The sequence below is a fragment of the Burkholderia sp. 9120 genome (assembly GCF_000745015.1).
Lineage (GTDB): Bacteria > Pseudomonadota > Gammaproteobacteria > Burkholderiales > Burkholderiaceae > Paraburkholderia.
In genome coordinates this window covers 748,808-768,800 of record NZ_JQNA01000002.1, presented here as the reverse complement: position 1 = coordinate 768,800, position 19,993 = coordinate 748,808, and the positions used below count along the sequence as shown (strand labels likewise).

General features: G+C 60.0%; 13 protein-coding genes. 6 read left to right on the top strand and 7 right to left on the bottom strand.

The window, feature by feature from the left end:
* Positions 1-355: 355 nt before the first annotated feature.
* The 3 genes from FA94_RS11660 to FA94_RS11650 are packed head-to-tail and all read right to left on the bottom strand — an operon-like array spanning position 356 to position 4,217.
* Positions 356-859 carry a hypothetical protein gene (locus FA94_RS11660; RefSeq protein ID WP_035551077.1) on the bottom strand — a complete coding sequence of 168 codons (504 nt, stop codon included), beginning with the start codon at positions 857-859 and terminating at the stop codon, positions 356-358.
* A complete protein-coding gene (locus tag FA94_RS11655) occupies positions 856-1,527 on the bottom strand; it encodes a hypothetical protein (RefSeq protein ID WP_051980533.1) in 672 nt (223 codons plus the stop codon). The genes FA94_RS11660 and FA94_RS11655 overlap by 4 nt, the downstream gene beginning before the upstream one ends.
* Positions 1,524-4,217, bottom strand: a complete 2,694-nt coding sequence (locus tag FA94_RS11650) for a type VI secretion system Vgr family protein (protein WP_035551074.1) — start codon at positions 4,215-4,217, stop codon at positions 1,524-1,526. Before FA94_RS11650 ends, FA94_RS11655 begins: the two co-directional genes overlap by 4 nt.
* Positions 4,218-4,778: 561 nt before the next feature.
* Between FA94_RS11650 and FA94_RS11645 the strand changes: the two genes are divergently transcribed.
* Positions 4,779-5,573, top strand: a complete 795-nt coding sequence (locus tag FA94_RS11645) for an ABC transporter substrate-binding protein (RefSeq protein ID WP_035551072.1) — start codon at positions 4,779-4,781, stop codon at positions 5,571-5,573.
* A gap of 143 nt (positions 5,574-5,716) precedes the next feature.
* Here the strand turns inward: FA94_RS11645 and FA94_RS11640 are convergent, their stop codons facing one another.
* A complete protein-coding gene (locus FA94_RS11640) occupies positions 5,717-6,475 on the bottom strand; it encodes an acetoacetate decarboxylase (RefSeq protein ID WP_035551070.1) in 759 nt (252 codons plus the stop codon).
* A gap of 267 nt (positions 6,476-6,742) precedes the next feature.
* Here FA94_RS11640 and FA94_RS11635 point away from each other — a divergent pair, with 267 nt between their 5' ends.
* A complete protein-coding gene (locus FA94_RS11635; RefSeq protein WP_035551067.1) occupies positions 6,743-8,191 on the top strand; it encodes an EAL and HDOD domain-containing protein in 1,449 nt (482 codons plus the stop codon).
* 154 nt (positions 8,192-8,345) lie between these two features.
* On the opposite strand, the gene FA94_RS11630 is transcribed toward FA94_RS11635, so the two are convergent.
* Together FA94_RS11630 and FA94_RS11625 are read right to left on the bottom strand one after the other, a co-directional pair.
* Complete coding sequence (locus FA94_RS11630; RefSeq protein WP_035551064.1) at positions 8,346-9,803, bottom strand: HDOD domain-containing protein; 1,458 nt, start codon at positions 9,801-9,803, stop codon at positions 8,346-8,348.
* A 106-nt stretch (positions 9,804-9,909) separates the two neighbouring features.
* Positions 9,910-11,724, bottom strand: coding sequence for a putative bifunctional diguanylate cyclase/phosphodiesterase (locus FA94_RS11625; protein WP_035551062.1), 1,815 nt, complete (start codon positions 11,722-11,724; stop codon positions 9,910-9,912).
* 290 nt (positions 11,725-12,014) lie between these two features.
* Here FA94_RS11625 and FA94_RS11620 point away from each other — a divergent pair, with 290 nt between their 5' ends.
* From FA94_RS11620 to FA94_RS11605, 4 genes are all read left to right on the top strand, one after another.
* Complete coding sequence (locus FA94_RS11620) at positions 12,015-13,346, top strand: EAL and HDOD domain-containing protein (RefSeq protein ID WP_035551059.1); 1,332 nt, start codon at positions 12,015-12,017, stop codon at positions 13,344-13,346.
* Positions 13,347-13,634: 288 nt separating this feature from the next.
* Entirely contained in the window at positions 13,635-14,198 is a 564-nt protein-coding gene (locus FA94_RS11615; protein ID WP_035551056.1) for a peroxiredoxin, read from the top strand.
* A gap of 101 nt (positions 14,199-14,299) precedes the next feature.
* Positions 14,300-14,764, top strand: coding sequence for a hypothetical protein (locus FA94_RS11610; protein WP_035551054.1), 465 nt, complete (start codon positions 14,300-14,302; stop codon positions 14,762-14,764).
* An 825-nt stretch (positions 14,765-15,589) separates the two neighbouring features.
* The gene (locus FA94_RS11605; protein WP_035551052.1) at positions 15,590-16,042 is read left to right on the top strand and encodes a hypothetical protein; all 453 of its coding nucleotides are present in this window, start codon (positions 15,590-15,592) and stop codon (positions 16,040-16,042) included.
* Between the two features lie 635 nt (positions 16,043-16,677).
* Here the strand turns inward: FA94_RS11605 and FA94_RS11600 are convergent.
* Entirely contained in the window at positions 16,678-19,992 is a 3,315-nt protein-coding gene (locus FA94_RS11600; protein WP_035551049.1) for an efflux RND transporter permease subunit, read from the bottom strand.
* Between the last annotated feature and the right edge of the window lies 1 nt (position 19,993).

The following is a 19,993-nucleotide window of genomic DNA, read 5'->3' as shown; positions in this document are numbered from 1 at the left end:
AATGCTCGGTAACAACCTGTGCACGCTGTTCAGCGATCTTGACGTGTCGCGAGACGACCAACTTTGCCAGAGTTGTCTTTATCGGGTGCCACGCACGGGGCGCACTCAACCCTATCCTCGACGCGGCCTTCTGCGCATTTGGCCGTGCTTGGCGCGTCTCGCCTGCCTGCTAGCGGTGATCCGGCAAACCCGATGCCGGATACTCTTCACGCTCCTAACCCAGGCCACGCAGAAAAGTTAAGACCCATTTCCATCTCGCGTACAAACTCGCTCGATGCATTGGGGCTTAAGGTAAGAGCAGGCGGATAACGGGCAACGGTGCGATTCGCACGGACCGCACCTATCCCGTCCAGAATCATTGTCTGATGTCACGCACAGCAAAATATAAATCCCTGTTTTTTAAATTCAAGAGATAACCTCCGTGCACATTTTGAAATGAGCCGCTCTGTCCAAGTCCGTCAAAATTGAAACCAACACAGAAATACTGATGCTTTCCTTCTTTGGCAACACTCCATTGCGCTAGTGTCGGATTGAATGCCGTTGGCTTAACCTCGTCGTTATTTACAATGGGTATGGCCTTGGACAGTTGATAAATCTTTCCAGAATAAATTAACGCCTTATCTGATTTTCTTTCGGCGTAGCCAATATCGACACCCCCATATTTGAAGATATAGCCGGCATTGAATCCGTCAGCATAGTCATCCTCCTGGAAAATTTCGTCGACGTTAATGTTTCGGATGGTAACGGAGGGCGCGACTGCCCGTGCCTGAAGGCAACTTTTAACCAGGTTTTCGCTTGGGGGGGCAGCCCATCCGATACTGGATGCAACCATGATCATTGCGGCGAACGCGCTTTTCATCGATATTCACTCCCACCCGTAACGTCCAGGTATTGCTGATTGTATTTCCAAAAAATTGTCCCGCCGATGCCTGCTGTTGAATCGTAAACGTGGTCATAACGTCCCGTTTCGACTTTTTCAGTTTTTACTTTTTTGGTTTTTTTATCTTTGGTTTTTACGATCTTGTATAAAATTACCAGTTTAGTAGAATCCTTGATGTCATATATGTTATGACTTGGATCGGTAATTTTTATGCCGTGTCTTACTTTAAAATGGTTGTCATAGTTTGACTTAATATCGGCGCCATCCCAAAAATAAGCGCCGTTCGATTTATCTGGGCCGCCCGCCAATGCGTTGCGTGCGGCTGCGATTGCAGCCTGCATGGCAGGATCCTTCCCAATCTGATCAGCCGTCGCCTTCATCATTTTGTTGTAGCGGGCGTTGCCATCACCAATCACGAATGAAAATGTTGGATCATTTTTTGTGAACGTGGCCATGTTGGAATAACCGCGGGAGTCGCGTTGCCGCACAAGGACGCTAGCGATAGCCATCATTTCATCGGAATTGTCCTGTAAAGATGCTTCTCCGTAAGCCATTGCCGCAAGTTGCTTCGTCTGCGCATCAATAGGCTGTGCCGCCGCCGGAGCGCTTGCGGTCAGTTGTGTGTCGGAGGGATTGGAACTGGTCATGCGCTTTTCCTTGCTGAGTCTCCTGCGATCCACGTGACTAGTTTCAAGGAAGGTTGCCCTGAAACGCTCACTGTTTCGCCGGAGGAATATTGGCCTTTCTTCGTATGGAGATCGCCGTCGCTATATAGGTCGTAGTGGTAGCCTTCGACCGGCGTGGTGCCGTTCTCCATTAACACGAAACTCTGTTCGACAATCTCTTCATCATCAGCAGCAGCGAGGGGAAGAGATGGCAAGGCATAGCTTATGTCCGCCGGCCCGTTGAAGCTATGTTGACTCCCCTTGATATCAATCTTGCCCGGTGCATGAATTTCGATGTTGCCGTCCTTGATGCGAATGTATGCGCCACCCGATGTCAGCAGGATTTCCTGCTTCGCTGCGGCCTCAATCTTTTCCGTCGCGGACAGTAACTTCACCGTCTTCTGTGCCGTCAGTTCGATGTTGTCCGAGTGCGCCTGGATTTCGACCTTACCCTTGGCCGCGAAGAGCTTCATCCCAGCGTTTTGCACAAACAGGCTGAGCTTTTCCGCAACGCTCGCAATGAGCGATTTACCAGTAGCGATATGTGTGCTCTGTCCACTCACAAGGTTGGTCTGTGCGTCGCTGGCGATGTGAACAGATTTCTGCGTGGACAAGGCGATGCCGGAAGGGCTACCGACCAATATGACTGGTTCCTTGAACGCATTCGCGTTTCCGGTTCCACCGCCCGCTGTGTTACCGCCTGACGACGAACCCGACACGCTGTTCTGTGTCGCGTCCGTGTATGACTTCAGCGAGTCGTAGCCATCTTTGAGGCTTTCTGCCTGATGTGTCGTGCTGGCATTCGACATCGCTTCCAGCACGCTTTCCGAATTCACTAACTGTGAGGTTGTTTGCCGTGCATCCAGTGGCTGTTCGGTCGACGGGTAGGTTGTGACATACAGGCCCTGGCCCGCACGCACCGCGCCGTAAGCATCCGATTTCAGGTCGAAGCCACTGCCGAGATAGGCCCCGCGAGTGTTGCCGGTCTGTGCGATCAGGTAACCCAGATGCAAATGTGCGTTTGTACTCGTTGAATAAAGCTGAACACGGTTCTGACCACTGGAGTCGTCCATCACCATCTGGTTGTAGCCGCTGCCTTGATATTCCTTTGACTTGTAGCCCGATAGCAGACCGTTGGAATGCCAATGCGGTTTCGTCGCGCCGTTGTAAACACGGCCTGTTACGAGGGGTCTATCGCAATCGCCGTCTATCCAGCTAATCAGGACCTCTTCGCCGACTCTTGGCACATGCACACCACCGTACCCGCCGCCGGTATCGGACATCGCGACGCGCACCCAACACGATGCTTTCTCGTCGCCGCTATTGAGCCGATCCCAATGGAAGCGAACCTTGATCCGATTCAGCGGATCGGTATAGACCTCTGCATTCGCAGGGCCGACAACAGTTGCCGACTGCAAGTGCATTGCTGGCTTGTGATGTTCGAAGGGGCTGCGATATGCAACCACCTTGCGTTGTGCCTCGATCTCAACGAAAAAGAAACCTTCGCTGCCATCCGCGTGTGTGACTTTCAGACCGGCATGGTTAGCTTTTACAGCGGCGAGTTCGCTCTTCAGACTGTGCGGGAAATCGGTAGCCTGACTGGACACCGGCAGATTGTTTTCGATGAACCAGGCGGTTTCGATAATCGCAAACTGGCGGTTTTGCTGGCTATCTGTCGCATGGCCGGGATGATCATCCAGATCGAACCAGCGACCCGCATCGACACCACGCACACCGCTTGAGCCATAGAACCGTTTTGCCCGCGACTCCCACTCTTCCATACGGATTTTTGACAGCGCATCGCCCCTGTCCTGTTTGCCGTAGGTATAGGCTCCCGTGTATTCATACACTTCAGTCTGCTGGGGTAAGTTCCCCTGCGTGGGTAGCGTCGGAACGTTGGTGCCCTTCGGATTAAAGGACGAGCCCGGTGCCTTGTAATCGAAGGTGCGCGTTGTGAGCGTCGTGCTCTGAAGTGTTCGCGTTCCCGACCACTGCACTAGCGCATCGGCTTCGCTATTCGTGCCCGCGCGATAGAACTCAACACTCTGCGGCGAAAGTGGCTGGAACGTGTCCACGCTGTCCGTGAGGATGAATGTATGGGACTGTCCGTCGCTGGCCTGCTCGAAGTATCCGAATAGCCCCTCGTTTTCCATCAATCGGTGGACGAAATTCCAGTCGTCCTCGTATTGCATGCAGAACGAACGCGAGGGCAAGGGCTTGCTCAGGGCAAAGCGAAATGCACCCTGAGCCTGCGGATGTATGTTGAAGACGTCGGTCAGGATTTCGTCGGCTGGCTTGTCCTGCCAGATTCGCGCGTCTTTACGGAAGCGCAGAAAGTGCATCCACGATGCGAAACCGATCTGATAACTCGTCAAGCCACTGTCCGATCCGAGACGCCGCGCGGTATGCACATAGCCGTGATGAGGCAGATAGGACCTATCGGTCTGCTGAACCCAAAGCGTAACCGGTTGGGCGATCAGTTTCTTGAGTTCAATCGTATCGGAGGTAGACACGACATCAACTGTGAACTCATAGTGACGGCCAATTCGAGAATGACCAACGACTCGCTGGGGCACCAGGACATTATTTCCCAGTGACGTATCCAGCTTCAGCAGGCGATCACTCTGGACGAGTCCGCCAGTTATTGCCCCGATTATGTCCTGCGCTCCCATACAGCCTCTTCGTGTTAGCTAAACGAGCGACCGCGCTCGGCGCGATTTTACGAAACTCCAGACCGATGGACCAGATGTTCGATGCCCGTAAGTGTGAAGTGGCATAAATTTATGGAAATTAAATATGTGCTCGGCATACCCACGGATTTTTCAAACGATCTTTCCGATGTCTTTTCGGTCATCTCGCATTGACGGCATTTGGGGGCGTCAAGGGCAACGGCGGCTTTTGGGCGAAATGGATTAAGGCGCTTTGTCTGCTTGGTACCTTAAACGCAAAGTGGGTGGCGCTATTGCCGCTCACGCCGTCTCCCTTGAATCGATTCCCCTTGCCTAATCGCGACACAATTTTGCACGTTTGAGGTGCATCGATTCGCACACTTCCGATGACCGCGCCAGGCCCCGCCCGCCAGGCGTGGCCCACGAAGCCTGTACAATCCCGGCCTCGCGGCTGTTGCGCTGCACCACACCGGCCGCACGAGTTTGAATCGCATTTTTGGCGCGGCAATGATACTTGCCCGGATTCGGCTCCGTCTTATTCAATACCGTAGAGGAACACCCGTAATGAAGATGAATTGGCGAAACATGGCTGCGCTCGCGCTGTTCGCGACGGCAACGGCCGCGGCAGGCTCCGCATCCGCGGCGGATCTCAAGGAAGTGCGTTTCGGCGTCGAGGCGTCGTATGCGCCGTTCGAATCGAAGTCGCCGTCGGGCGAACTGCAAGGTTTCGATATCGATGTCGGCAACGCCGTGTGCGCGAAGCTGAAAGTGAAATGCGTGTGGGTCGAGAACGCGTTCGACGGTCTGATCCCCGCATTGCAGGCGCGTAAGTTCGACGCGATCAACTCGGACATGACGATCACCGAACAACGCCGTCAGGCGATCGACTTCACCGATCCGATCTACACGATCCCGAATCAGATGATCGCGAAGAAGGGCAGCGGTCTGCTGCCGACGCCGGCTTCGCTGAAGGGCAAGCACGTCGGCGTGCTGCAGGGCACGATCCAGGAAACCTACGCGAAGGCGCGTTGGGCGCCGGCCGGTGTCGACGTCGTGCCGTATCAGACGCAGGACCAGATCTACGCCGACCTGGCGTCGGGTCGTCTGGACGCGTCGTTCCAGGACGCGGAGGCCGCTTCGAAGGGTTTCCTGAAGAAGCCGCAGGGTGCGGGCTTCGACTTCGCGGGTCCGGCTGTGAGCGACGAGAAGCTGCTCGGCGCGGGCGTCGGCTACGGCATCCGCAAGGGCGACAAGGCGCTGAAGGACGAGCTGAACCAGGCGCTGAAGGCACTGAAGGCGGACGGCACGATCGACCGTCTGGCCGCGAAGTACTTCGATGTGAAGGTGGTGTTGAAGTAAAGCGCCAATCGAAGCAGCACGCTGCTTCGGATGGACAGCAAAACGGCAGCGTGAGCTGCCGTTTTGCTTATGAGGCGGCACTGCGTCTTTGCATCACCGCGCGTCACTGTCAGGGCATCGCCCAACAGCACCTCACCTGCAACTCACCGCGCGTTCGCCTTCGGCTGGTCGAGATAATCGAACACCACCTCGCCGAGACCGAGCGTCAGGTCGGCGAGCAGATGCCGCGCCTCGACGATCTCCAGCACCGGCAATTCCGCGACGGGCGCCAGCGCGTGCGGCGCCAGTTCGAGCGCGGCCGGACCGGTCCATGCGCCTTTCAGATCGATGTCCTGCAGGTAGTAACGCACCAGTTCGCAAATGCGCGGCGTGCCGTCCACGTGCGGAATCACCTTCAACAGAAAATTCGGCGTTTCCAGGCGCTTCTTCTGCTGCGCGAGGTCGAGCTGCCGATGCTTGTAGCCCATCGTGCCCGTGGCGATTCGCACCGGGCCGTAATCGAGCGTGCCGACGAGCGTGTCGGTATGAACCGATAGCACCGGACTCGCGAGCTTCTTCGGAAAGCCCCACAATTCGCGACCGCCGGCGATCGGCGGATGATCGTCCAGATACATGGCGAGCGTGTAGCCGCCCGCCACGCCGTTATACGACACCGGAATCACCTGGCCGCTTTCCGTGTAGTCGCCGAAGCCGGTCGAGTCCGGCATACGGATGAACTCGTAGTGCACCAGCGGCTCACCGATTTCGAGCGGCTCGGGCACCACCGCGCGCAGTTTGTCCGGATCAGTGCGGTAGGTGATGATCAGGAACTCGCGATTGATGAAACGATACGGGCCCATGGGAAATGCCGGGCTCGTGATCGGCATCGCGAAGGCATTCGACAGCACGCTTTTGACGTCCATATTTTTCCTTGGTGGTTAAAGGCAGGAGGAACGCTGTTGCACCGCATCACAGTATCGTCGATTCCGCGCGGTAGCTCTTTCCGACGTCTCTCCAATTATTTCGAGATATTGCTTCATTGACATGTCCGGGCATGGCGCGCTGCGCTAAAATCGCCGGGCGCATCGCGGGCGCCGCGGGTCTTTGGACCTTGAACGGCGTGCGTTGAATGCGGCAAAACCAAAATACAGCAGGCGGCGCCGGGTGGCGCTGAGCGGGGGATGACCTGAATGACCAACGTCGCAATCGAGAATCCGAGCCACACCAGCGCTGCGGACGATGCGCAACTCAATGCCAGCTTCGCGCGTCAGCCGATCCTGAATCGTGATGGCATGCTGTGCGGCTACGAAATCAAGGTGCTCGAGCCGGCAGTGCCGGTGAGTGCGGACGCGGCGAATACGCCGGCGGACGCCACGAGCGCCGCGGCTGATGCAATCGCTGCAACTGCGGCGGCTGCACAAGCCGGAACCGCAACCGGAACCGAAGCAACTCCCGACACTGACGCCGACGCGCAAGCGAACCGCGCACCCGATCCCGCACAGTTAGTGATGCGAGCCGTGATTCGCGGCTTGATCCACGGCAATCTGCGTGGCGCGCTCACGGGTCATCCGGCTTACGTCGATGTAAGCCGCGAGATGCTGCTCGACGATGCGATCCTGCGCTTGCCCGCCGAGCGTTTCATGCTCGAACTGTCGCCGTCGATGGTCGTCGATGACGCGCTGATTCTGCGCATCGTGCAACTGCATGGCCGCCGCTATCGCTTCGTGCTCGACGACGTGATCCAGCCCAACGAAACGTTCGCCAAACTGCTGCCGTACGTCGACGCCGTGAAGATCGACATCGCGCGTGCGCCGGCCGCGTTGCTGCCGAAACTGGCGAGCGTGCTGAAGTCGGCGGGCAAGCTGTTGATCGCGACGGGTCTCGATGCGCAGGCCGACTTCGAGACCGCGCATGGTCTCGGCTTCGATCGTTTCCAGGGTTACTTTTTCGCGCGTCCGCAGACCTCGATGACGCGTCGTGTCAGCGCGCCGCGTCATGCGTTGCTGAATCTGCTGCAATTGCTGGCGGGCGAGCCGACCGTCGCGCAACTCGAAGCCGAGTTGAAGCTGAATCCGGTGCTCGTGATGCATCTGATGAAGCTGGCGAATTCGAGCGGCCTGGCAGTCGGCCACAAAGTGACGACGCTGCGCGACGCGATCAACGCGACCGGCACCGACCGTATCGCGCGCTGGACGCAGTTGCTGCTCTACGCCGACGGCCGCAAGGTCGCGCTCGAAGACGATCCGTTGCTGCAACTCGCGGCGACCCGCGCGCGCTTCATGGAACTGGCAATCGAACGTCTGCCCGAAGCCGGTCGCGACGAAGCGGACGCGGCCTTCCTGACCGGCGTGTTTTCATTCGTCGACGCGGTGTTCGGTGGTTCGCTCGAAAGCACGCTGAACGTGCTGACGCTGTCGCGTCCGATTCAATCCGCGATTCTGCAACGCGAAGGCGTGTTGGGTCTGTTGCTGAGCGCGGTCGAGGCACTCGAGCGCGGCGCGTGGGACGAGATCGCCATGCTGTGCGAGCGTCTGAAGCCGTTGACGGTGGAAGAGGTCGCGCAGATGGGACTGGCCGCGGGCGCATGGGCCGGTGTCGCGGATCGCAGCGCGGAAGGGCTGGAACGCATCGAGGATTGAGCGTCGCGGAACGAAGGCGTTCGATCGTAAAAGGCTGAAACAGCAAGGCCGGCATGCGCTGCATGCCGGCCTCGGCACATCTATTGAAACCCGGCGTCGGGCAAATCCAGAATCAGGAGAGTGAAGCGTGGCGATTAACGATCTCGCCAGGTCTTCACATCGTCTCCATTTCCCGCATCTGCCCCAGGCCGAAAAAACGGCCTAACTCCTTGGCCAATTCATTCAGGACGCTCATTTCCTTTTGAGAAATTCGTCGTGGCTCCTGCGTGTGAGACCAGTCGCCGTAGAGTAGCGCGACCGTCTGATCGCTTTCGTCGACCACCGGTAGCAGCACGAAGGCGCGGGCGTCGTCGAACGAGCGGCGGAACCATTCCGGCAGCCGCGCGACCATTTTCGGATCGCGCGCGTTCTCGATGAAGATGCCCACCGAGTTCGCGATCGCGAGATGGAACACGTCGGGCTCGAACGCGGTGTTGAAGCTCAGTCTGGGGAGCGCCGCGTCGATCTTCGGACCCAGGCCCAGGCGCGCCTTGAACGTGCCGTTGCTGTGCTTGACGAACACCACCGTGCGCGCAAAACCCAGGCCGGCCAGCACGGTTTCGGCCGCGAGCGCGAGTGCCGGCGCGAGCGGGCTGCCGTCGGGCAGGCCGCGCAGATCCTCGACGCCGACCGCGATGCGATCTTCCGGGCTGAGCGCTTCGCGGGCAATCGCGTCCGCGTTCGCGCGCAACTCGACGATCTCGGCCATCACGCCGTCACCGCCTTCTTCGCGGGCGAGCGCGAGGCTCATTTCGAGCAGCACTTCGGGGTCGGTGTTCAGGACGCGGCTATATTCCTGCGCCAGTTCGGCGATGCGTTGCTCGCGCTCCCAATCCGGCATGTTCTGCTGGGTGAGCACGCCGGCCACCGCCGTCGAGTAATTGGTGATGGCGCGCAGCCACTGCACCTGACGCGGCTGTTCGGTATCTTGCGGATCGAACTCGCCCATGCCCGAGCGGATCATGTCCGGCAGGCGCCAGCGCACCGCGGCTTCTTCGCCGATTTCGTCGAAGGTCACGCCGAGCACCAGCACGCAGGCATCGGTTTCGAGCGTGCCGGCGTCGATATGGCGGCGAATCTGATCCCACTCCGCGTCGAGATAGAACACCACCAGCAGCTTGCCGATCTGCCGCATCAACGTGCACACCACCGCTTCTTCGCCGGCGCGCAGATCGCCGCGCTCGGTCAGCTTGCGCGCGACGCAGCCCGACAGCAGGGTGCGGTTCAGTTCGAGTTTCGCGTCGATGCGGCGCGGCGCGCTGTGATGGAAGTGATCGACGATCTTCAGGCCAACCACGAGGTGGCCGACCGCATCCATGCCGAGCACCATCAGCGCGCGCGACACCGTGGTGATGTTGCCGCCGAACGCCATATACATCGCCGAGTTGGCGAGTCGCAGCACCTTTTGCGTCAGGGCGAAATCCGACAGGACCACCTGCACGAGGCCGGTGAAGTCGAGGTCGTCATTGTTCATCGCCGCCATGGTGGTGCGCAGCGATTGCGACAGCATGGGGAAATCGCCGCGCTCGCTCATTCGCGTCCAGAGCCGGTCGAGCACCGCCGCCTTTACCATGTGAGTCCCGCCAAAGCCATACATGTTCCAATGAGTGCCACGCCAGTCCTGGTAGACCGGCTTGTTCCGCTGCATGATCCGCTACCTGAGCGCTCGACCTGCATTGCTACGCGGTATGCAAGTGAAGCGTGCGCGCTTCGAAACGCTGCGCGAGTTCGTCGGAGGGCAACGCCTTGCAGACTAGCCACCCCTGAATATGGTCACAGCCCATCTCGGTGAGCAGCGCGCGCTGCTCTTCCGTTTCGACGCCCTCGGCGACCAGTTCGAGATCAAGTGTCTGCGCCAGTCCGACGACCGCGCTAACGATTGCCTGATCGTTCCGGGAGGTTAGCAGATTCTCGACAAAACTCCTGTCGATCTTGAGTTTGGCCAGGGGGAATCGTTGCAGGTAAGCCAGACTCGAATAGCCGGTGCCGAAATCGTCGACCGCAAAACGGATGCCCATCGCCGTCAATTCTTCGAGCAGGCCCTTGGCGTGCGCCGGGTCGTGCATCAGCAGGCTTTCGGTGATCTCGAACACGAGGCGGCGCGGGTCGATGCCGGTCAGCTCGATCGCTTCGCGCACCGAGTCCTTGAAACGCGGATCGCGGAATTGCTGCGGCGACACGTTGACGGCGACGTATTGCAGCGAGATTCCCTTCGCGTCCCACTGGATCAGTTGCATGCAGGCCACCTTCAACACCCAGTTGCCGAGGAAGTTGATCAGGCCGATCGATTCCGCGAGCGGAATGAACATCGACGGCGGCACCAGACCGTGTACCGGATGCAACCAGCGGATCAGCGCCTCGACGCCGACCACGCCGTGCGTGCGGCTGCTCGTGATCGGCTGGAAGTGCAGTGAGAATTCGCCATTGCGCACGCCGTCGTACAGATCGGCTTCGAGCTTCAGACGTTCGGCGTCGGCCGGGTTGTCGTCCGGGACATAGAAGGCGAGCGTGTTGCCGCCGGCCGCCTTGGCCTGCAGCAACGCATGGTCGGCCCAGCGCAGCAGATGGGTGTCGTGGCTGGCGTTGTCGTTGGCGTGGCGCACGTCCGGATAGAGCGCGATGCCGATGCTCGCCGACAGGTGAACCTGCTGGCCGCTATACACATAGGGTTGCTGGATCGCGGTCAGCAGACGCCGCGCCAGTGCCTCGGCGGCGGCCGCCGCGTCGGTGCGGTTGGCGGCAGGTTTGACCAGGATCGCGAACTCGTCGCTGGCCACGCGCGCCACCGTTTCGTTGGGGCTCGTCATGTTCAGCAGACGTCGCGACGTGTCGCGCAGCATTTCGTCGCCGGCATCGTAGCCGAGCGCGCGGTTGACGCGCTGGTAGTCGTCGAGGTCGAGCAGCAGGAGGGCGGTCGGCGTGCCGTGCGCGTCCGCTTGCAGTTGGGCGTCGAGCAGCGCCGGGATCAGCGCCGACTGGTTGGCCAGATTGGTCAGGCGGTCCAGATGCAGCGCCTGGGTCAGACGTTCCTCGGTTGCGCGCCAGGCGGACACATCGAAGCCGGCGATCGCATAGCCGTCGGTGCCGTCGTGGCTGCTTCGCACCACGCGCAGTTCGACGGTGATCGGGTAGGTCAGCGACTTGATCAGGCCCAGCGTGGCTTTCTCGACGTTGCCGGTGGTCGCCGCGAGCGTCAGCAGCGCGTCGAGGCGCGGCACGTCGGCCGCTGCCACCAGATCGTGCAGCGTGATGGTCTCGAGGTACTCGCGGTGATAGCCGATGAAGCGCAGGCTGGCATCGGAGACGTAGATGAAGCGCAGCTCGTCGTCGATGTGCGCCAGCAGGTCGACGGCGCCGACCACCTGTTCCAGTTGCGCAGCACGGCTCGAGGCCGTCTGCGGTTTGACGTCCGCACGCCGGCCGAACGCACGAAGCCGGTCCATGACCGTGCGCAAGGAGCCCCGGCGGGGCGCGGTGATCCTGTTCGCTTCCATGTTTGTCGCTGGCAACCTGTATTCGTCTGCAGGCGGGGCGCTTTGCTCGCCGCCGGGATCGGACGGCCGAAAGGTTATCAGGCCGCCCCATCAGAACGAGATAACGACCGTCGGCGGGAAATCTTTAGCCGCTACTAAAAAAAACACGCGGTAAGGGAACCGCGGCGTCGCGCGGCGTCGATTCCATTAAAGTGGGATGGCCGGTTGTCCGTTAATGATTCATACCCGTTGTGCGGTACGACTGTGAGGTTGTTGCCGCGTCGTTTTTTGAATACTTGCTCCTGTGATCCATGTCTGAACGCCAATCTGTCTGGGCCATCCCCCGACTCGAGGTGCTTGACTCAACCGCCGACCACGCCGAACAGGCGTCCGCCGCGCAGTTTGTCTACCTCGGCCGCCAGCCAATCCTCGATCGCCACGGCGCGCTGAGTGCCTACGAGCTTTTGTTCCGCGCCGGCGCGCATAACTATGCCGAAGTCACCGACGACGCCCAGGCGACCGCCCAGGTGGTGGCCCGCGCGATCGGCGGGATCGGCGTGCAGGCGGCGCTGGGGCTGCATCGCGGCTTCGTCAATATCGACCGCGCGCTGCTGTTCAACGACATCATCCATCTGATGCCGCCCGAGCGCTTCGTGCTCGAAATCCTCGAAACCGTGAAATTCGACGCGCACCTCGCGCGCCGGCTGGGCGAGTTGCGCCGGGCCGGGTTTCAGGTGGCGCTCGACGACGTGGTCGAACTGACGGACGATGTGCTCGCCGCGCTGCCTTATGCGGATATCGTCAAGATCGACTTTTTGCTGACCGAGCGGGCCGCGCTGCCGAAGCTGGCGTCGATGCTGCGGGCGCAGGGCAAGACGCTGATTGCGGAGAAGGTCGAGACGCGGGAAGACTTCGAGCTGGCCCGCGATCTGGGCTTCGATCTGTTTCAGGGGTATTTCTTCGCGCGGCCGCAGGTGCTGGCCGCGCCGCGTAACCGGTCGCCACGGCCGGGCTTGCTGCGGCTGCTGGCGCTACTGTCGCGCGATGCGGGGATCTTCGAGCTGGAAGCGGAGCTGAAGCTCAATCCCAGCGTGGTGGTGCAGTTGATGCGGCTGGTCAATTCGAGCGCCTTCGGGTTGGGGCGGAATATCTCGTCGTTGCGCGAGGCGATCATTGCAACCGGGACGCGGCAGATTGCGCGCTGGGCGCAACTGTTGCTGTATGCGGATAGTGGCGATCTGCCGTGGCGCGCCGATCCGCTGGTGCAACTCGCTGGTACACGGTCGCGGTTTATGGAGCTGGCGGCGGGGTGGCTGCGGCCGTCGGACGATGATTTTGCCGATGCAGCCTTCATGACCGGGATTTTTTCGCTGGTACATGTGGTGGTGGGCAGCACGCCGGCGGTGGTGCTGGAGAAGCTGGGGCTCGCGCCGCCGATTCGTGATGCGATCGTGTCGCGCAGTGGGCCGCTCGGGGCCTTGCTGCGGCTGGCGGAGGCGGCGGGCGAGGGGATTGATGCGGCGGAGATAGCCGCGGCGGTCGATGCGCCTGCGGGGTTTGCGGCGTTGACGCCTGAGGTGCTGGCGGAGTTGAATCTGTCGGCGGCGGCCTGGTTCGGGGCGCATATCGAAGAGGCGGCTTGAGCGGGGGCACGGGTTATTGCGTCGCCGCATTGTTGCTTTGTTGCTTTGTTGCTTTGATTCGGGCTTTGCTTCGGGTTGTGGCTCGGGCTTCGGGTTAAACCCGCGAGCTTATATTCCCTTTCTTTTGCATCCCTTCGATGCGATCGTGCGTACCTTGCAGGTACGTGGTCCAATAGCGTGCTGCGACCGTAGCCGTGCTGTCGATCTGTCGATCTGTTGTGCTGTCCGGCGGCGCGGTCATGGACTCATTGGACGAATCGCGTGCATCAACGCTCGGAGGAACCGCAAATGAAGAAGAGATTCATACCGATGGCGCTCGCCGCTGTCATGTCGGCCGGCTTCGCGATCTATTCGCTGACGGCCTCGGCGACGCTCAAGCCGGGCGATGCCGCGCCGGCTTTCACTGCTGAGGCTTCGCTGGGTGGTAAGACCTATACCTATTCGCTCGCCGATGAGTTGAAGAAAGGGCCGGTGGTGCTGTATTTCTATCCGGCGGCTTTTACCAAGGGTTGCACGATCGAGGCGCATGAGTTCGCAGAGGCGGTCGATGAGTACAAGAAGTACGGTGCGACGGTGATTGGCGTGTCGCATGACAACATCGATACGTTGACGAAGTTTTCCGTGAGTGAATGCCGGAGTAAATTCCCGGTCGCGGCGGATGCGGATTCGAAGGTGATCGGCGCGTATGACGCGGGGTTTCCGATGCATGCGTCGATGGCGAATCGCGTGTCGTATGTGATCGCGCCGGATGGGAAGATTATTTACGAGTACACGAGTCTGTCGCCTGAGAAGCATGTTGAGAATACGCTCAAGGCTGTTAAGGAATGGGCGGCGGCGCATCCGCAGCAATAGGAGTTGTGGGTGCCTCTGGCGCAGTTTCTGCAATGGTTTTTTGCGGTGAGGGAGAGGCGTTGCTCGTGCTAGGCTGAAGTTCTTTGTCTTGTGAGCTTGTGATGCCGATTCTTGTCGTTCTCTTTGCGCTCGGCGCGGTGGTTTATGGCGCCGTGCGGGCGTTTTATGCCTTGCAGGCGGCTTTTGGGTTGGGTGTCGCGGTTGGCGTTGCCGTGCTGGCGGCTTTGATCTTGGTCGCTGCTGTTGCTGTTTGGTGGCGGCGTCGTCGGGATGTGGCGGCTAATGTTCGCGACGGCGATTGGACTCATTTGCTGCAAGGTGATTGGGGCTCTGTTCGGCTTGCTGCCGGCAAAAGGCTCTGTGAGGTTCGGCTCGGCGATCAGTTCGGGGCTTATATTTTTGCCGATTTGCTTGGGGCCGAGGTGCAGGTTCAAGGTGGGCAGTCTCAGGTCGCTCTTACGGTTAAAGACCCTAAGCGTCAAGTCTGGCTTCTGCCCATGACCAGTGAGCGGCAAGCCAGGCAGTGGACTCGGATTTTGTTGCTCGCTGTGGAGCAGAAGCTTTGATTTTTGCCTGCGGGGTGCTTTGGGTGGGTTCTTCGGATGTTGGCCTTTCCTTGCTGTCTTAGTGGTCTATTAGCGTTGCCCCTGTGCGGGGCGGCACTCACTTTTCTTTGCCTGCCGCAAAGCAAAGTAAGCAAAAGAAAGCGGCTCACACCGCCAGCTCATAAGCGGGTCCCCCGCGCAGCCACGGTAGTGGTGCATCTGGAATCCGTGCTCTCGCGCACTCCGCGGTCGTGACACAGCAGTCATTCTTCCGGCGGCGCTGCGCGCGCCGTGGCGGTCGTTCATGTACGGCCCCTGCTAAGCGGGTCCCTTGCGCAGCAGCGGTAGTGGTGCGTCTGGAATCTGTGCTCTCGCACACTCCGCGTTCGTGACACAGCAGTCATTCTTCCGGTGGCACCGCGCGCGTCGTCAAGGTACTTCATGTACCCGTCGCGGCGAATGAGTGACGCTGATCCGTTCGGCATCAAGGGGTTCTTGGCGCGCTGACAAGCACGTTGGGAAATTTCGGAAATGAGGCCGCCGTGCGCCATTTAGCCTAGGCGGGCGATCACTCCTGATGCCTTACGTTTTAGACTCGTTTTGTCGTGTATGTCACGACAAACGGGTTTCACAGCCTGTTAAACGCAACGTCCCACAGGCCTGCTAGCGCAGGCGTGCGGCTGCCTTTGCACGTCTCTTTCCATTGGGCGGGCCTTGGCGGGGGAGCCTCACGGCTCGCCGGTTTTTGGCGTTGCGTACCGGTCTGTGAACCCTGCCAATGTGCCCGCTCACCCAATTTTTTCAGGCTAGTGTCGGGCGATCCAAGTCAGCAACTGGAGATCGCACATGAGTAAATCCCCCAAGAGTTCTCGAACCGTTTTGCGCCCGTCGGTTGATGCCATTCAATACGAAAAACTTGCGCTATCGGCTTTCCGTCTTATTGAGCGGCAAATAGATCAACTGGAAAAACTATTGACGCTGGCAACTTCGATTTATCAGAACCCGGCTATCACGCTCGACGAGAGACATCGCCAGCGCACGCTTCTGGGACTCTGGATCGAAACCGGCGAAGACTATCGTCAAGAAGTCGAGGTGGACCGGGAGTTGTACGGCATCATCGCGCTGGATGCGAAGGGTGTTCCTCAAATGCATCTGACGGCGCGTCACGCAACGGAGCTTCTGACGACGGCGGGGCAACGGGCATCCGACAGCGGCGAGAATACCCCTGTGACCGGGCCGATGCCGAGCAAGCGAGTTCGCACCAAGACTTCATCGCGGCGCGGGGTGGTAGCGCACTAAGGTTGGCTCACGGCCGATGAAAGAGACGCGATCATGAATTGCCCTCGGGAGCTTGAACGGGCACTCGATTTTGGGTGTCCGATTCGCTGAGTGCGCGCTCGCCGATTGGGGACTACCGCAGCGCGATTTGACGCAGAGTGTGCGAGAACCCAGATTCCAGATGTGCCACTACCGTGCCTGAGCGAGAAACCCGTTAAAGAGCTGGCGGTGCGTGAACGACCGCCGCGGCGCGCGTAGCGCTGCCGGAAGAATGACTGCTGTGTCACGGACGCGGAATGTGCGAGAACCCAGATTCCAGATGAGCCACTACCGTGACTGCGCAAGGACCCCCTTAGCAGAGGCGGTGCGTGAACGACCGCCACGGCGCGCGCAGCGCCGCCGGAAGAATGACTGCTGTGCCACGAACGCCGAATGTGCGAGGACACAGATTCCAGATGAGCCACTACCGTGGCTGTGCGAGAAACCCACTTAAGAATTAGCGGTGTGAGCGGCTTTCTCTTGCTGACTTCTCTTTGCCGCGGCAAAGAGAAGTTAGTGCCGCCCCGCACAGGGGCAACGCTAATAGACCACTAAGAAAGCAAGGAGAGGCCAACACCACACGCACCCAACCAAAAGCGCCGCGCAGGCAAAAAAAATCAAACCGCCGCAGGCCGCTGCCGCCGAGCCTTCCTGGACTCCCACCGCACCCGAATCCGATCCATATAAAGATAAACAACAGGCGTGGTGTAAAGCGTGAGCATTTGACTGACGATCAACCCGCCGACGATAGCAATGCCCAGAGGCGCCCTCAACTCAGCCCCTTCTCCGCGCCCAAAAGCCAGCGGCAAGGCCCCAAGCAAAGCAGCACAAGTCGTCATCATAATCGGCCGAAACCGCAGCAAACACGCTTGATGAATCGCATCGCGAGAGGACAGCCCTTGCCGAGAAGCCTCAATAGCAAAGTCCACCATCATGATGGCATTCTTCTTAACGATACCAATGAGAAGAATCACGCCAATAAGAGCAATGATGCTGAACTCAGTCCTGAACAGCAACAAAGCCAGCAGAGCCCCAACCCCCGCCGAAGGCAAAGTCGACAGAATCGTGAGCGGATGAATATAGCTCTCATAAAGCATCCCAAGCACGATATAAACCGCCGCCAGCGCAGCCAGAATCAAAATTGGCTGATCCGACATCGACTGTTGAAACGCCTGGGCGGTGCCCTGGAAGCTGCCATGAATGGTGCCGGGCATCCCGATCTGAGCCATCGTGTCGTAAATCGCCTGAGTCGCCGTCGACAGTGACACACCCGGCGGCAAATTAAACGAAATAGTCGAAGCAACAAACTGGCTCTGATGGTTCACGGACAGCGGCGTATTCCCCGGCCCAAAACTGGCGATCGCCGACAACGGCACCATCGTCTCCTTGGAAGTCGACACAGCCGCCCCAGAAGAAGCACTCGACTTCCCACTCGCCGCAATTGAGTTGATCGCCTGATTCCGCGCCGAATCAGCAGCAATGCTTGCCACGCTGGAAGCCGTAGTCCCCGCCGCACCACCCGTAGACGCACTAGTGGAAGTAATCGCCGCAGCAGCAGCGGTCACCGTCCCCGCCGGCGCGTTTGTGGTCTGCGCACCGCTAGCACTCCCGCCCGACGTACTGACGTAAATCTGCTTCAGCATATCCGGGCTCTGCCAGTATTTCGGCGCGACTTCCATCACAACGTGATACTGGTTCAACGGGTTATAAATCGTCGACACCTGACGCTGCCCGAACGCGTCATACAAGGTGTTATCGATCTGCGCCGGCTTGATCCCCAACCGCGAAGCCGTCGCGCGATCGATCGTCACCATCGCTTCAAGGCCGCCTTGCTGCTGGTCCGAATTCACATCGGCGAGTTCAGGGCGCGCCTGCAGCGCTTCGGTCAGCAACGGCCCCCACTTGTACAGGTCGGGCGTCGAATCGGCGAGCAACGTGAACTGATATTGCGCGTTCGATTGCCGTCCGCCGACGCGAATATCCTGCACCGCCTGCAAGAACGTCCGCGCGCCGGCTACGTCGCCGAGCGGGGCGCGTAGTTGCTGGATCACCTGATCCGCCGACAACTTGCGCTCGCTCTTCGGCTTCAGCGTCACGAACATGAACCCGGAGTTGGTCTGCCGTCCACCGGTAAAGCCGGCCACGCTATCCACGGCGGGATTCTTGCCGACGATCTCCATCATCTCCGAGAACTTGCCTTTCATCGCCTGGAACGACGTGCTCTGGTCGGCCTGAATGCCGCCGATCATGCGCCCCGTGTCCTGCTGCGGAAAGAAGCCCTTCGGCACGATGATGTACAGCCACACGTTCAGCCCGATCGTCGCGATCAGAATCGTCACGATCAAACGCGGATGCAGCAGCGCCCATCCCAGCGTGCGCTCGTAGCCGCGCTGCATCTTCGCGAAGCCGCGTTCCAGCCACTGCGCGAAACGGCCTTCTTCCTTCTGCTCGTGCGGTTCGCGCAGCAGGCGCGAACACATCATCGGCGTGAGGGTGAGGGAGACGATCAGCGACACGCCAATCGCCAGCGACAGCGTCAGCGCGAACTCGCGGAACAGCCGCCCGACGATCCCGCCCATCAGCAGAATGGGCAGGAACACGGCGACCAGCGAGATACTGATCGACAGCACCGTAAAGCCCACCTCGCGCGCGCCGAGAAACGAAGCCTTCATGCGCGGCACGCCGTTCTCGATATGCCGTGAAATGTTCTCCAGCACCACGATCGCGTCGTCGACCACGAAGCCGGTCGCGATCGTTAAGGCCATTAACGATAAGTTGTCGATCGAAAAGCCCAGCATATACATCGCGCCGAACGTACCGATGATCGAAATCGGCACGGCGATACTCGGAATCAGCGTTGCGCGCCAGTTGCGCAGGAACAGGAACACGACCATCGTGACCAGGGCGACGGCGATCAGCAGCGTGCGCTCGGTGTCCTTCAGCGACGCGCGGATCGTGGTCGAGCGATCGCCCGCCGGCGCGATATCGACATCGGCCGGCAGCGACGCGTGCAGTTGCGGCAGCATCGCCATCACGCGGTCAATGGTGTCGATAATGTTCGCGCCCGGCTGACGGTACAGAATCACCAGCACCGAACGCTTGCCGTTGAAGAGGCCAAGGTTGCGCAGATCTTCGACCGAATCGACCACCTCGGCGACGTCGGACAGCTTCACCGCCGAGCCGTTGCGATACGCGATGATCAGATCCTTATACTGCGACGCCTTGCTCGCCTGATCGTTGGTATAGATCTGCACGCGGTTCGCGCCGAACTCGATCGACCCTTTCGGGCTGTTCGCATTCGCCGCGGCCAACGCCGCGCGCACGTCCTCGAGACCGATGCCGTAGTGGGACAGCATATTCGGCTCGAGTTCGACGCGCACGGCCGGATTCGCCGAGCCACTCACGTCCACCTCACCGACGCCGTCCACCTGCGACAGCGACTGCTGCAGCACCGTCGCCGCGGAGTCGTACAACTGCCCGGCGGTCAGCGTCTTCGAGGTGAGCGCCAGAATCAGAATCGGCGCGTCGGCCGGATTGACCTTGTGATACGTCGGGTTGCTGCGCAAGCTCGCCGGCAGATCGGCGCGCGCGGCATTGATGGCCGCCTGCACGTCGCGCGCGGCGCCGTCGATGTCGCGATTCAAGCCGAATTGCAGCGTGATACGGGTCGAGCCGACCGAGCTCATCGACGTCATTTCGGTGACGTCGGCAATCGAGCCGAGATGCCGTTCAAGCGGACTGGCCACGCTCGTGGCCACCGTATCCGGGCTCGCGCCCGGCAAGCTGGCCTGCACCGAGATGGTCGGGAAATCGACCTGCGGCAGCGGTGCGACCGGCAGCTTGGTGAACGCGAACACGCCGGCCAGCGCAATGCCGACCGCCAGCAGCGTGGTGGCGACCGGGCGGGAGATAAACGGACGCGACAGGTTCATC

Coding starts and splice junctions, on each gene's coding strand:
- FA94_RS11660 (WP_035551077.1), bottom strand. CDS start 859: ATGAAAAGCGCGTTCGCCGCAATGATCATGGTTGCATCCAGTATCGGA.
- FA94_RS11655 (WP_051980533.1), bottom strand. CDS start 1,527: ATGACCAGTTCCAATCCCTCCGACACACAACTGACCGCAAGCGCTCCG.
- FA94_RS11650 (WP_035551074.1), bottom strand. CDS start 4,217: ATGGGAGCGCAGGACATAATCGGGGCAATAACTGGCGGACTCGTCCAG.
- FA94_RS11645 (WP_035551072.1), top strand. CDS start 4,779: ATGAAGATGAATTGGCGAAACATGGCTGCGCTCGCGCTGTTCGCGACG.
- FA94_RS11640 (WP_035551070.1), bottom strand. CDS start 6,475: ATGGACGTCAAAAGCGTGCTGTCGAATGCCTTCGCGATGCCGATCACG.
- FA94_RS11635 (WP_035551067.1), top strand. CDS start 6,743: ATGACCAACGTCGCAATCGAGAATCCGAGCCACACCAGCGCTGCGGAC.
- FA94_RS11630 (WP_035551064.1), bottom strand. CDS start 9,803: ATGGTAAAGGCGGCGGTGCTCGACCGGCTCTGGACGCGAATGAGCGAG.
- FA94_RS11625 (WP_035551062.1), bottom strand. CDS start 11,724: ATGGAAGCGAACAGGATCACCGCGCCCCGCCGGGGCTCCTTGCGCACG.
- FA94_RS11620 (WP_035551059.1), top strand. CDS start 12,015: ATGTCTGAACGCCAATCTGTCTGGGCCATCCCCCGACTCGAGGTGCTT.
- FA94_RS11615 (WP_035551056.1), top strand. CDS start 13,635: ATGAAGAAGAGATTCATACCGATGGCGCTCGCCGCTGTCATGTCGGCC.
- FA94_RS11610 (WP_035551054.1), top strand. CDS start 14,300: ATGCCGATTCTTGTCGTTCTCTTTGCGCTCGGCGCGGTGGTTTATGGC.
- FA94_RS11605 (WP_035551052.1), top strand. CDS start 15,590: ATGAGTAAATCCCCCAAGAGTTCTCGAACCGTTTTGCGCCCGTCGGTT.
- FA94_RS11600 (WP_035551049.1), bottom strand. CDS start 19,992: ATGAACCTGTCGCGTCCGTTTATCTCCCGCCCGGTCGCCACCACGCTG.